General features: G+C 72.6%; 9 protein-coding genes and 2 pseudogenes. 6 read left to right on the top strand and 5 right to left on the bottom strand.

Features of this window, described 5'->3' with window-relative positions; genetic code table 11:
- The 3 genes from LJ657_RS34725 (at window position 1) to LJ657_RS34715 (ending at window position 4,412) form a co-directional block, all read left to right on the top strand.
- Window positions 1-3,228 carry a sarcosine oxidase subunit delta family protein gene (locus LJ657_RS34725; RefSeq protein WP_232652885.1) on the top strand — a complete coding sequence of 1,076 codons (3,228 nt, stop codon included), beginning with the start codon at window positions 1-3 and terminating at the stop codon, window positions 3,226-3,228.
- Entirely contained in the window at window positions 3,221-3,823 is a 603-nt protein-coding gene (locus LJ657_RS34720; protein WP_232652884.1) for a sarcosine oxidase subunit gamma, read from the top strand. Before LJ657_RS34725 ends, LJ657_RS34720 begins: the two co-directional genes overlap by 8 nt.
- Window positions 3,824-3,977: 154 nt before the next feature.
- Entirely contained in the window at window positions 3,978-4,412 is a 435-nt protein-coding gene (locus LJ657_RS34715) for a DUF418 domain-containing protein (protein WP_232652883.1), read from the top strand.
- Window positions 4,413-4,460: 48 nt separating this feature from the next.
- Here the strand turns inward: LJ657_RS34715 and LJ657_RS34710 are convergent, their stop codons facing one another.
- The 3 genes and pseudogenes from LJ657_RS34710 to LJ657_RS34700 all read right to left on the bottom strand — a co-directional run.
- Window positions 4,461-5,837, bottom strand: a complete 1,377-nt coding sequence (locus LJ657_RS34710) for an alpha-lytic protease prodomain-containing protein (protein ID WP_232652882.1) — start codon at window positions 5,835-5,837, stop codon at window positions 4,461-4,463.
- A gap of 216 nt (window positions 5,838-6,053) precedes the next feature.
- On the bottom strand, window positions 6,054-7,283 hold the full coding sequence (locus tag LJ657_RS34705) for a PP2C family protein-serine/threonine phosphatase (protein ID WP_232653006.1): 1,230 nt from the start codon (window positions 7,281-7,283) through the stop codon (window positions 6,054-6,056).
- A 120-nt stretch (window positions 7,284-7,403) separates the two neighbouring features.
- Window positions 7,404-8,031, bottom strand: a pseudogene (locus tag LJ657_RS34700) (TetR/AcrR family transcriptional regulator); the annotation flags it as partial.
- A 75-nt stretch (window positions 8,032-8,106) separates the two neighbouring features.
- On the opposite strand from LJ657_RS34700, the pseudogene LJ657_RS34695 reads away from it, so the two are divergent.
- From LJ657_RS34695 to LJ657_RS34685, 3 genes and pseudogenes are all read left to right on the top strand, one after another.
- A pseudogene (locus LJ657_RS34695) lies at window positions 8,107-8,302 on the top strand (MerR family transcriptional regulator); the annotation flags it as partial.
- A gap of 61 nt (window positions 8,303-8,363) precedes the next feature.
- Entirely contained in the window at window positions 8,364-9,014 is a 651-nt protein-coding gene (locus LJ657_RS34690; protein ID WP_232652881.1) for a DUF6629 family protein, read from the top strand.
- A gap of 122 nt (window positions 9,015-9,136) precedes the next feature.
- A complete protein-coding gene (locus tag LJ657_RS34685; RefSeq protein ID WP_232652880.1) occupies window positions 9,137-10,060 on the top strand; it encodes an RNA polymerase sigma-70 factor in 924 nt (307 codons plus the stop codon).
- 47 nt (window positions 10,061-10,107) lie between these two features.
- Here LJ657_RS34685 and LJ657_RS34680 read toward each other — a convergent pair whose 3' ends face one another.
- Both LJ657_RS34680 and LJ657_RS34675 read right to left on the bottom strand, forming a co-directional pair.
- A complete protein-coding gene (locus LJ657_RS34680; RefSeq protein ID WP_232652879.1) occupies window positions 10,108-10,362 on the bottom strand; it encodes an EF-hand domain-containing protein in 255 nt (84 codons plus the stop codon).
- Window positions 10,363-10,430: 68 nt separating this feature from the next.
- Window positions 10,431-12,497 (bottom strand): SpoIIE family protein phosphatase, encoded by a 2,067-nt coding sequence (locus tag LJ657_RS34675; RefSeq protein WP_232652878.1) that lies wholly within the window; start codon window positions 12,495-12,497, stop codon window positions 10,431-10,433.
- Window positions 12,498-12,587: the final 90 nt, after the last annotated feature.

Here is a 12,587-nt window from a genome sequence, read left to right as displayed (position 1 = left end):
ATGCTGTTGATTTCATGCCCGTGGTGCGGGCCCCGCGACGAAGCCGAGTTCCACTACGGCGGCCAGGCGCATGTGGCGTACCCGCAGGACCCCTCGGCGTTGACCGACGAGGAGTGGGCCAAGTACCTGTTCTTCCGCGACAACCCGAAGGGCCCCTTCGCCGAGCGCTGGAGCCACTCGGCGGGGTGCCGCCGCTGGTTCAACGCCGTCCGGGACACGTCGACGAACGAGATCCTGGCGGTGTACCGGGCGGGGGAGGAGCGCCCGGCGACCGCCGAACCAAAGCCGGCCCGTCCGGCGTTTGAGGACAAGGCCCCTTCAGAGCCGATCGGGGGTCTGGGGGCGGAGCCCTCAGCAGGGGTCCAGGGGGCGGGCCCCCTGGTTTCGGGAAGGGGCGGGGTGGGGGAGAACCAGCCGTTCCGCCTGCCCACCGGCGGCCGCGTGGACCGAGAAACCCCCCTCACCTTCACCTTCGACGGCACCGAATACCAGGGCTTCCGCGGCGACACCCTCGCCTCGGCCCTTCTGGCCAACGGTGTGATCCAGGCGTCGACCAGCATCAAGCTCGGCCGCCCCCGAGGCATCTTCTCCGCCGGTGTGGAAGAACCCAACGCCGTCATCCAGATCGAGGAACCCTTCCCCGAGCCCATGCTCCCGGCCACCACCGTCGAGCTCCACGACGGCCTGGTCGCCACCAGCCTCCCCGGCCAGGGCCGCCTCGCCACCCAACCGGACCCCGCCCGCTACGACGCCGTACACACCCACTGCGACCTGCTGATCGTCGGCGCCGGCCCGGCCGGCCTCGCGGCGGCAGCGGCCGCGGCGAGCAGCGCCGCCCGCGTCATCCTCGCCGACGACCGCCCGGAACTCGGCGGCAGCCTCCTGGGCACCGGCGAACTCCTCGACTGGGCCGACGAGTTGGGCACCCGACTGGAGTCCGCTCCCGAGGTGCGCGTGCTGCGCCGTACCACCGTCTTCGGGTACTACGACGACAACCACCTCCTCGCCGTGGAGCGCCGCACCAACCACCTCGGCGCCCAGGCGCCGGAGAACGTGTCCCGCGAGCGCGTCCACCGCATCCGCGCCCGCCGCGTCGTCCTCGCCACCGGCGCCCACGAGCGCTCGCTGGCCTTCGCGGACAACGACCGGCCCGGCATCATGCTGGCCGCCTCGGCCCGCACCCATCTGCACCGTCACGGCGTCCTGCCCGGCCGTCACGCGGTCGTGTTCACCACCAACGACAGCGCCTACGCCGCCGCACTGGACCTCGCCGCGGCGGGCGTCCAGATCGCGGCGATCGTCGACACCCGCCCCGCACCCGGCGAGTGGGCGGACCGGGCCCGCGCGGCAGGCATCGAGGTGCTGCCCGGGTACGCCGTGACCGGCACGGAGGGCGAGGCACGGCTGACCGCCGTGAGCGTGGCGCCGTACGGGGAGACCGTGGCGCAGCGGGAGTTCGCCGCCGACCTGCTGCTGGTCTCCGGCGGCTGGAACCCGGTGGCGCACCTGTTCAGCCAGGCGGGCGGCAAGCTCCGCCACGACGAGGCGCTGGGCACCTTCGTGCCCGATGTCGTCCGTCAGGCCGTCGAGGTCGCGGGCAGCGCGAACGGCACCTTCGACCTGGCCGCCGTGCTCGCCCAGGGTGCCGCCGCCGGTGCCCGGGCGATCGAGGCCGAGGGCTACAGCCCGGACGCCCCGGCGCTCCCGGCCGTGCCCGTCCAGCCGCGGACCACGCCGCCCATGCAGGTCTTCACCGTCCCCGGTCGCGACGGCGCCCCGCGCTTCGTCGACCTCCAGCGCGACGTCACCATCGACGACCTGGCCCGCGCGACCGGCGCCGGCATGCGCTCGGTCGAGCACACCAAGCGCTACACCACGGCCGGCACCGCCAACGACCAGGGCAAGACCTCCGGCGTCCTGGCCGGCGGTGTGGTCGCCGATCTGCTCGGCGTGGACATCTCCGCGCTCGGCACGACCACCTTCCGGCCGCCCTACACGCCCGTCTCCTTCGCGGCCCTGGCCGGCCGGGACCGGGGCGTGCTCAGCGACCCGATCCGCACCACCGCCCTGCACGGATGGCACGTCGAACACGGCGCGCTGTTCGAGAACGTCGGCCAGTGGAAGCGCCCCTGGTACTACCCCCAGGACGGCGAGGACATGGATACGGCCGTGCTGCGCGAGTGCGCGGCCACCCGCGAGAGCGTGGGGTTCATGGACGCCTCCACCCTCGGCAAGATCGACGTACAGGGCCCGGACGCCGGCGTCTTCCTCGACCTGCTCTACACCAACATGATGAGCACCCTGAAGGTCGGCATGATCCGCTACGGCGTGATGTGCAGGCCGGACGGCATGGTCTTCGACGACGGCACGGTCATCCGCCTCGCCCCCGACCGGTTCCTGGTCACCACGACCACCGGCAACGCGGCGACCGTACTGGACTGGATGGAGGAGTGGCTGCAGACCGAGTGGCCGGAACTGAAGGTCCACTGCACCTCCGTCACCGAGCAGTGGGCCACCGTCGCCCTGGTCGGCCCGAAGTCCCGCGACGTCCTCGGCTCGCTCGCTCCCCAACTCGCGATCTCCAACGACGACTTCCCGTTCATGGCCTGGCGGGAGACGACCGTCGCCGGGATCGACGCGCGCGTCTGCCGGATCAGCTTCTCCGGTGAACTCGCCTACGAGATCAACGTGTCGCCGTGGGAAGCCCTCGCCCTCTGGGAGGCCCTGTACGAGGCCGGTGCCCCCTACGGCATCACCCCGTACGGCACCGAGACCATGCACGTCCTGCGTGCCGAGAAGGGCTACCCGATCATCGGGCAGGACACCGACGGCACGATCACCCCGCACGACCTCGGTATGAGCTGGGCGGTGTCGAAGAAGAAGCCGGACTTCATCGGCAAGCGCTCCTTCGCCCGCGCGGACGCCGTCCGCCCCGACCGCAAGCACCTGGTCGGGCTGCTTCCGGAGGACCCCGGCACGTTCCTCCCCGAGGGCACCCAACTGGTCGCCGAGAGTGAACTGCCCGCGCCGCCGGTCCCGATGCTCGGCCACGTCACCTCCAGCTACCGCAGCGCAGCCCTCGGCCGCACCTTCGCGCTGGCCCTGATCAAGGGCGGCCGGGAGCGCATCGGCGAGCGGCTGTACGCCGTCGTGCGCGACCGCCTGGTCCCGGTGACCGTCGCCGGCCCCGTCCTCTACGACCCCGAGGGAGCCCGCCGCGATGGCTGACACCGCACTCACCGCCCCGCCCCGCAGTCCGCTGTCGCATTACGCCGACCGCCTGGCCGCTGCGACGCGCACCTCCCAGGGTGCCGTCCGGCTGGCCGAACTCCCCTTCCTGGCCCAGGTGAACGTCCGCCTGGACGCCAAGGGAGGAGCGGCCGACGCGGTCGGGCTGGCACTGGGCCTGCAGCTGCCGCTCGAACCCAACACGGCCATCCGCGCGGGCGAGTCGACCGCACTGTGGCTCGGCCCGGACGAATGGCTGGTGGTGGGCCCGCCGGGCAGCGAGCGGGACCTGGAGACCCGGATCAGGGCGGCCGTCGGAGAGGAGCCCGTCTCCGTAACCGACGTCTCCGCCCAGCGCACCACCCTCCTCGTCTCCGGCCCCGGTGCCCGCGACCTGCTGGCCCACGGCTGCGCGCTGGACCTGCACCCGCGCGCCTTCGGCACCGGCCGCTGCGCCCAGACGACGCTCGGCCGCACACAGGTCGTCCTCGTCGCCAGGGACGAACCCGGCGCCGGATTCTGGGTGCTGGTCCGCTCGTCCTTCGCCGGCTACCTGACGGACTGGCTGCTGGACGCGGCGACCGAGTACGTCTGACGCATACCGGTCGGACGTGGTCTGCGCCCTCCGGGGCGGAGACCACGTCCCGCCTCGCAAGCACCGGCGCATCCCTCGCCGTCCTCGGCTACGGCGGTTCCTGGCCGGCCCTGCACCTCGTGTCCGGCGCGCTGAGGAAGCTGAGTGCCGGGGCATGGCCGAGGGCGGTTCGTCCGGGCCGGCCTGGTGGTCCGACACCTGGGGCTACCCACACGGCAGCACCCCCGCCGGGCTGCTGGTGGCCTCACCGCACAGTGAGACGACCCTGTCGATCGTGGCCAACACCGGCCTGGCCATCGCTGTCCTGGCCGCCTTCCTCGCCGCGGTCGACGCCTTCCCGCGCTTCCACCGGTCGGCCGGCCCACCTGGTCATCGCGGTCGGAACGGTGTCCCTGACGGCCCATGCGTTCCCATCGTCGGCATCCACTTCCTCGGCATCGAGGAACTGCCCGGCTCCCCGCTGCACATGCTGCTCGGCTTCGTCGTCGCCGTGACCGTGTTCGCGAGGCTGTGGGCCCGGTACTTCCGGCGCGGGCCGTTGGAGTGGCTGCCGGGCAGGGCGACCAGGGCCGCGGAACCGGTCCGCTGAGCGGGCGGTGCGGGGGCCGTGCCCCCGCACCGGGGCCCGTACGGGCCGCTACATCCGCTGCCACAGGGCCGGAGTGCCCTCCGGCGACCAGGCACCCTGCGCCTGGTGGGTCTGCAGGCACTGGTAGCGCACGCCCCCGACGGTCACCGTGGCGCCGACCTCGTAGACACGGCCGACGGCCCATGCGTTCGCCGTGGCGGTGCCCTGCGCGGCGGGCGGGCCGGTCTGCACGGACGCCGTCTTCAGGGTGAGGCCGAAGGTACTGAGGATGGGGTTGACCGGCTGGTAGAAGGTGGTTCCGCCGGCCGTGCAGTCGCCCGAGCCGCCGGAGGTGACGCCCTGCGCCTGTGCGCCGGAGACGAACGAGCCGCCGGAGTCACCCGGTTCGCTGCACACCGTGGTCCGGGTCAGGCCGTCGACGGTGCCCTGGGCGTAGTCGACCGACGCGTTGTGCTGCTGGATGGTGCCGCAGTGCCATCCGCTGGTGGAGCCGGAGCGGCAGACGGACGCCCCGACGAGCCCTTGGACCGAGCCGCCGACCTGGGTGTTCCTGCCGCCCGACCCCTTGACGTCGGGCGTGGCGGTCCAGCTGCTGTTGACGGCCACCCAGGACATGTCCTTGCCCGGGAACGTGGACGCCTGGAACGTGCCCTGGTCGGCCTTGTTGACCCCGGTCGTCTTGTCGCCGGGCTTGCCGCAGTGGCCCGCGCTGACGAAGCCCTGCTGCTGGCTCTTGGTGACGGAGAAGCCGATGGAGCAGCGGGCCGCGTTGTTGATGTAGTAGGCCTCCCCGCCGACGAGGTCCTCCATCAGCCGCGGCCGGTCCTTCGTCAGCCGGACGGCCACACCCTTGTCCTGCACCCCGGCGGCCTTGAGGAAGGCGGTGGCCGCCGACTGCCTCGTCGCCTCGACGACGACCCGGTTGCCCGGCACGTCGACGTACCAGACCGGTGTGTCGTGCGTCTTCACGCGGACGGCGGCCGAGTCCAGCTTCGCCTTGACGGCGTCGAGGGCGCTGAGCGGCGCCTTGACGACCACGGCCTTGGCGCCCTGCGCCTTGATGGCGGGCACGTCCTCCGCGTGGGTGGTCGCGACGGTGAGGTCGGCGGAGGTCTTCCCGCTCACCCAGGCGCCGGCGAAGTGCCCGCCCAGGGCGTTGTGCAGACGGCCCGCGCGGGTGCCCGCCTCCTCCTCGTTGACCAGCCGGGCGGCCGCCTGCGCCCGCGTCAGATGCAGGTCGCGCTGCATGGCGCTCAGGATCTGTGTGGACGGTTTGTCGGAGCCGAGCGTCCGGGACGCGGCGGGCAGGGGCCCCGGCGCGGGCGGCGGGGCGGCCGCCGCGGCCGCGGGGATCGCGGTGAGGACGAGGGTGCCGAGTGTGGTCAGGGCGGCGCGGCGCCTGCCCGCTGCATGTCTGCCGACCATGCGGTGTACCTCCTGCTGAGTACGGAGACTGAGGCGAATCCGTAGGCGGCCTTGCCGCAAAGGCCCGGAACGATGTCAAAGGCGAAGGTCTTTCGCGCTTTGGGGGACGCCTGGGGTGCCATGTGCAGTACGACGGGCAGGGGTGACCGCCGGGCGGAGTTCAGTGCGAGAGCGGCCGTCTCGGCAGGAACACCTCGTGGCGGCCGGACCCGTCCGCTAGAGGCTGACGACGACCAGCGCGGTGTCGTCGGTGTTGCCCGTGGCCGGCAGGAGGTCGGCCAGCAGGGCGTCGGCCAGGGCCTCGGGGGCGGTCCCCCGGTGACGGGTCAGGCAGTCGGCGAGGCGGCCCAGACTGGTGTCGACGTCCTCGGTACGGCGCTCGATCAGACCGTCGGTGTACAGCACCAGGGTGTCGCCCCCGGCGAAGGGGACACGGGCCTCGGGGCGGGCGACGCGGCCGGGGCGCGCGTCGATCGGCGGGTCGGTGGCCTGGTCCAGGAAGGACACGGTGCCGTCGGAGTGGAGCACCGCTGGCGGGGGATGGCCTGCACAGCTGTAGGTGATGCTGCGTCCGCCCCAGTCGATGATGGTCGTCGCCACCGTGGCGGACTCGGCGCCGTCCACGGAGCAGGCGTACATGTCCAGGGCCTCCAGGGCCTGAGCGGGTCCGTCGGCGAGGCGGGTGGCCGCGCTCAGCGCGCTGTGCAGCTGCCCCATGGCGCAGGCGGCCGCCAGCCCGTGCCCGACCACATCGCCGACCGCGACCGCCATACGGTCGCCCGGCAGGTCCACCAGGTCGTACCAGTCGCCGCAGACGTTCAGGTCACCGATGGCGGGCCGGTAGCGCACGGCCGCCTGATGAGGTCCCAGATGCCTGGGGGTGGGCATCATCGCCGTCTGCAGGGCCAGGGCGACCTCACGCTCATGGGCGTGGGCCCTGCGCAGCCGCTCGTTGACCTCCTGCAGTTCCCGGGCCCGGGTGTAGAGCTCGGCCTCCAGCACGCGGGCCCGGTCACTGTCGGTCCGGCTGCCGGCGCGCAGGAGTTCGGTGACCTCCTCCACCCGGTGCACGACCAGCACGACCTTCCCGTCCGTGCCGAGGACCGGGGCGTTGACCGGGCTCCAGAAGTGCTCCTGCCAGTGGCCGGGCCGCTGGACGTCCTCGATGTCGTAGCGGAGCACCGCCATGGTGTCCCGCTCGCCCGTGGCCACCACGCGCAGCATCGACTCCCGCGTCTCCCGCATGCCCGCGGCGGCCGGATCGTTCGGGTTCTCCGGAAAGACGTCGAAGATGTAGCGGCCCAGCAACTGCTCGCGAGTACGCCCCGCCAGGTGCGCGAAGTCGTCGTTGACGTCGACGTAGACCAGCTCGGGCGTCAGCAGCGCCACCATGCCGGGCAGGGCCTGGAAGACCGCCGCGTAGTCGATCGGTTGCGGTTTCCTCATGTGCTGCCTGCCTTGGCGCCAACCATCAGTGTGTTCCCACGATAGAAGCGATTGCGGCGGGCGGCCGTTCCACGGCACCGGGCGAAGCGCCGGCCGGGACGGTTCGGACGGGGGCGGCGAGGCTGTCATACGGGTCGCCGCGTCGTGCAGCAGCCGCGCGTGCAGCTCGAACATCGCCACCAGGTCGACGGCCTCACCGTTGACCTCCCGGTGCACGAACAGCCCGTCGGCGCCGGCGACGGGGTAGCTGGTGAGGGTCTGTACGCCGGCCTCGGCCAGGTCCGGGAACAGCTCCCCGACCACCTCGGCCGTCCGCTGGCGGGCGATGTCGTGCACCTGGAGGAACACCGTCCGGCCCCGGGGCTCCGTGGGGCGGCGCTCCAGGGCGAGCATCGGGCCCAGACGCAGGAAGCCGGGGACGTCGACGAGCGCCTTCGCGACGTTCGCCGCCATCCCCGTCACCCGCTCAAGCGGCGTACCGTCCTCGTCGCCCGGCAGCGCGACGGCCGCCGGCCAGCTCTCGAAGCCGCGCTCGATGACCGCGGCGATCAGGGCGTCTTTTGTCCTTGAAATGCCAGTAGATCGAGCCGGCGGGCAGCACGCACTTGGCGCCGGCCGCCGCGATGGACGTGCCCTCGTAGCCGCGCTCGCCCGCGATCTCCACGGTGGCGTCGAGAACGCGGGCGGCGTTGTCATGTCCTCGCGGCGGTCGGAGGCGGACGCGAAGGCGTCGCCCCTGGAGGGGCATGGAGCGCGGAGGCCGCTCGGCCATGCGGGTCCTTGTCCGCAAGGGGCAGCCCGACTGCGCATGGTGGCACTAGCTCTGGCCCACCAGCTCAGGCGCGGCGGCTATCTGCTGGAGCAGATCGCCCCGCTCATCGCCCAGGTGCGGGCGGCCGGCGGGCTGGAGCCGCTGGAAGGCCGCACTGTGCGACTGGCGCGGTCGGCTGTCCGCCCGCGGGCGGGCGATGCTGACCGGGGCCGCGGAGCTGGAGGCGTACCTCCGCAAGCGTGGCTGAGACTGCGGTGTCGCCGGGGCACCGGTGGAATGCATCAGGGGTCGCCGGGCATCGTGGTGCCATGTGCTGGAGCGCGACGGCTGATCTCGTCGCGGGTGCCGGGATCACCTGCGTCGGTGTGGCCTGCGTGGCGCGCGTGCACCGGCCCGGCGATCTCCCCCTTGCCGCGCTGCCTTTGCTGCTCGGCGTCCATCAGCTGGTCGAGGCCCGGGTCTGGCAGGTGGGGGGCGGCACCGGATGGGCCACCGTCGCCTGGGCCGTGATCGCGCTTCCCCTGCTCGCTGTGTGGGTGCCGCTGGCCGTGCTGTGCGCCGTACCACGCCATGCCGCAGCGCGGCTGACGATTCCTGTGGTGGCCGGTGGCGCGACCGCGGCCGTGCTGGAGTACGCCATCGCCACCCGGCCCGTGCGGGCCGATATCCGCGGGCACACCGTCGGCTACGTCATCGGGCTGCCCCACGGGTGCGTGCTCATCGCGGGCTATCTGCTGGCCACGGTCGGCGCGTTGCTGCTGTCCGGCGACCGCCGGCTGGTGGGGCTGGGCGTCCTGGCCGGGGTGGGCGCGGTGGTGTGCTGGGCGCTGTGGCGGCTGGAGTTCGTCTCGACCTGGTGCGCGTTCGCGGCGGCGTGCTCGGTGGTGGTGTTCGGGTGGGCGGCGGACCGGCGGCCGAGGTCGCACGGCACGGTTCGGCACACCCGCGACACGGTGTGAAGTCGGGCGCCGAGGGCGGGTCCGGGGAGGGGAGACGCGGGTCACATTCGGACATGTCACAGGGGGCCGGGTCGCCCCGTCTCAGAGGGTGTGGCCACCGACGAGCGCAGAGGAGCACACCCGTGAGCAAGGTCGAGGAGTTCGAGGAGCTGCGGCCGCTGCTGTTCTCGATCGCCTACCGGATTCTGGGCAGTGTGAGCGAGGCCGAGGACGCGGTGCAGGAGGCATGGCTGCGCTTCGACGGTTCGGCGACCCGGCCCACGTCGACCAAGGCGTATCTGTCGGCCGTGGTGACCCGGATCTCGATCGATGTGCTGCGCTCGGCGCGGGTCCGGCGCGAGGAGTATGTCGGGCCGTGGTTCCCCGAGCCGCTGCTGAGCGATCCGTATGAGGATCCGGCGCGGGCGGTGGAGCTGGCCGACTCGGTGTCGATGGCGGCCCTGGTGCTGCTGGAGCGGCTCAGCCCGCTGGAGCGGGCGGTGTTCGTGCTGCGCGAGGTGTTCGCCTTCGGGTTCGGCGACATCGCGGCGGCGGTGGGGCGGTCGGAGGCGGCATGCCGGCAGCTGCTGGTCCGGGCGCGGCGGCACATGCAGGCCGGACGGCCCCGGTTCGCGGCGGACCGTGAGGACCGCGAGGAGCTGGCGACACGGTTCTTCGACGCGCTGAAGAACGGTGATGTGGGCGGGCTGCGGAACCTGCTGGCCGCCGACGTTCAGCTGGTCGGGGACGGCGGCGGCAAGGCCCCGCAGCTGGCCAGGGCCGTCACGGGCGCGGAGAACGTGGCGCGGCTGCTGGGCACGGTCTTCCCCTGGCTGATCCGGGTCGACGTGACCTTCGAGCCGCGCGAGGTCAACGGCCAGCCCGGTGCGATCTTCCGCGACCGGGACGGCAAGGTCCTGCACACCATGGTCCTCGAGGTGCTCGACGGCCGGATCCGGACCATCCGTACGGTGATCAACCCCGACAAGCTCGGCCACCTCGGCCCGGTCGGCGACGCCTGGGCCGTCGACCGCGAGGTGAAACAGGCCCGCCGGCAGAGCAACTGACCTCGCCGGGGGCGCTTCGCTCGTTCGGCGACATTGAGCTGCCCGGGTCAGTGCCAGCCGAAACGGCGGTCCACCAGTGCCGCGAACTCCTCCAGGGTCAGTACGGCGTCCCCGTTCCGGTCGGCGGCGTCGAACAGGGCGGAGGAGGCGTCGGCGTCCCCCAGGGCCCAGAACGGCAGGTCCCCCGAGGCGGCCAGGGTCGGGCCCTTCGTCCGCAGGGCGATGATCACCTCGTCGCGGGTCAGTGTTCCGCTGTGGTCGAGGTCAAGCGCCTCGAACAGCTTGCGTGCCTTGTCGCTCATCTTGTCGCCCCCGTTCCTTTCACGAATGAGAACGCCTCTCCCGTCACCGGGGTTCCCCGCCGAACCGCCTAGCGGGCGCGGGCGACGAGCAGGGCGACGTCGTCGTGGTCCTCGGGGTGGCGCAGGCCGTAGAGCAGGAGGTCGCAGGTCTCCTCCAGGGGGCGGTGGGGTTCGTCCAGGAAGCCGAGCAGGACGTCGAGGCGGTCGTCGATGGGGTGGTGGCGGGTCTCGACGAGGCCGTCGGTGTAGAGGACCAGCAGGTCGCCGGGGTCGAGCCGGGCCGTGGTGGTCTCGAAGGCGATGCCGCCGACGCCGAGCGGGGCGCCGGAGGGCAGGTCGAGCAGTTCGGGCGCGCGGCCTGGGCGGGACATGGCGGGCGGCATGTGGCCGGCGTTGGCGAACTGGCACCGCCGTGTGTGCGGGTCGTACACCGCGTAGAGGCAGGTGACGATGTAGTGCTCCAGATCGCAGGTGATCTTGTCGAGGTGCTGGAGCACGGACTCGGGAGCGAGGTCGAGGTCCGCGTAGGCGCAGGTGGCGGTGCGCAGCCGGCCCATGGTGGCGGCGGCGTCGATGCCGTTGCCCATGACGTCGCCGACGACCAGGGCGGTCCTGTCGTCGCTCAGCGGGATGACGTCGTACCAGTCGCCGCCGACCTCGCTGGTGGCCTGGGCGGGCTGGTAGCGGGAGGCGAGTTCGAGTCCCGCGTGCTGCGGCGGGTGGTCGGGCAGCAGGCTGCGCTGGAGGGTGAGGGCGGTGTTGCGCACGCTCTGGAACCAGCGGGCGTTGTCGATGGCCACGGCCGCGCGCCCGGCCAGCTCACTCGCGAGGACGACGTCGTCCTCGTCGAAGGGGAGCGGGTTGGTGGTGCGCTTGAGGTCCAGGGCACCGAGTATCTCGCCGTGGGCGATCAGCGGCACGGCCAGGTAGGAGTGCACTCCGGCCCGGGCGAGCAGCGAGCCGGCCTCGGCGTCCCGGGCGATGCGCGGCAGATCGTGGTCGCCGACGTGCCGCACCAGGACCGGCCGGCCGGTGTGCACGCACAGGGTGACCAGGCGGTCTCCGTCGTAGGCCGCGAGGCCGCCGGGCGGGTCGGCCGCGCGCAGTGCCACGGTCGGCTGGGCCGCCTTGAGGGCGAGTGCGCGGAAGAGCTCCGGCCCGTCGTCAGGTCTGCGTGAGCGCCGGCAGGCCAGGGCGGAGTCGAGGACGTCCACGGCGACCACGTCGGCGAGTTGCGGGACGGCGATCTCGGCCAGTTCACGTGCGGTCTCCTCCACCTCCAGCGTGGTGCCCACGCGCACCGAGGCGTCGGCGATGAGGGCGAGGCGGCGCCGGGCCCGGTCGGCCTCGGCGGCCGCCCGGTGCCGTTCGGTGACGTCGACGACGGAGGCGGCCGCACCCAGCACCCGCCCGCCGGGGTCCTCCAGCCGGTAGAAGGACAGCGACCAGGCGTGCTCGTGGTCGGGGTCGGTCGGCGGGCGGCCCACGTGGTACTGGTCGAGCAGCGGGGTGCCGGTGGTGAGCACCTGGAGCAGCGCGCTCTCGATGGTGCCGACGTCGGGCAGCGGCAGCGTCTCCCGCAGGCGGCGGCCCACATGCTCCTCGGCGGGGATGCCGTCGATGCGTTCCAGCGCCGGGTTGACCAGGAGGTACCGCAGATCGGGGTCGAGCAGCGCGAGGCCGATCGGGGACTGGTTGATCAGCCGCTCGCACAGGGCGAGGTCGGTCTCGACGCGCTGGAGCAGATTGTGGTCGGCGGCGATGCCGAGGGCGTACACGTCGCCGAGATCGTCCTGGAGCCGCATGTTGCGGAACTCCATCAGGCGGCTGCTGCCGTCCTTGTGCAGGATCGGGAAGGCGCCCGCCCAGCTCCGGCCGGTCTCCAGCACCTCAGTGAACAGCTTGACCACCGCCTTCAGATGCTCGGGGTGGATGAACAGCCGGGCCGCGTACTTGCCGAGCGCCTCCTGTGCGCTGTATCCGAACAGTTCCTCGGCCTGCGGGGTCCAGAACACGATGCGTCCGTCGGCGTCGACGACCGTCGCGGCCACGCTCAGGACATCCAGCAGACCGGTCGGCGGGGGCGACTCGAAGCCGGCCGTCTCACTGTCGGGCTGGAAGGATTCGGCTGTCATCCCGCATCCACCTCCACCGTTCGGCGGGATCCGCGGACCCCGGCCGGTGTCGCCGCCGTCCGGGTTCCGACCAGCGGCACTTCCATGCTC

Source organism: Streptomyces guryensis (genome assembly GCF_021261325.1).
Lineage (GTDB): Bacteria > Actinomycetota > Actinomycetes > Streptomycetales > Streptomycetaceae > Streptomyces > Streptomyces guryensis.
This window is presented reverse-complemented; position numbering and strand designations above follow the sequence as displayed.

What these genes read in the sequence shown, in the direction of transcription:
- LJ657_RS34725 (WP_232652885.1), top strand. Translation starts at nt 1, where the DNA reads ATGCTGTTGATTTCATGCCCGTGGTGCGGGCCCCGCGACGAAGCCGAG.
- LJ657_RS34720 (WP_232652884.1), top strand. Translation starts at nt 3,221, where the DNA reads ATGGCTGACACCGCACTCACCGCCCCGCCCCGCAGTCCGCTGTCGCAT.
- LJ657_RS34715 (WP_232652883.1), top strand. Translation starts at nt 3,978, where the DNA reads ATGGCCGAGGGCGGTTCGTCCGGGCCGGCCTGGTGGTCCGACACCTGG.
- LJ657_RS34710 (WP_232652882.1), bottom strand. Translation starts at nt 5,837, where the DNA reads ATGGTCGGCAGACATGCAGCGGGCAGGCGCCGCGCCGCCCTGACCACA.
- LJ657_RS34705 (WP_232653006.1), bottom strand. Translation starts at nt 7,283, where the DNA reads ATGAGGAAACCGCAACCGATCGACTACGCGGCGGTCTTCCAGGCCCTG.
- LJ657_RS34690 (WP_232652881.1), top strand. Translation starts at nt 8,364, where the DNA reads ATGTGCTGGAGCGCGACGGCTGATCTCGTCGCGGGTGCCGGGATCACC.
- LJ657_RS34680 (WP_232652879.1), bottom strand. Translation starts at nt 10,362, where the DNA reads ATGAGCGACAAGGCACGCAAGCTGTTCGAGGCGCTTGACCTCGACCAC.
- LJ657_RS34675 (WP_232652878.1), bottom strand. Translation starts at nt 12,497, where the DNA reads ATGACAGCCGAATCCTTCCAGCCCGACAGTGAGACGGCCGGCTTCGAG.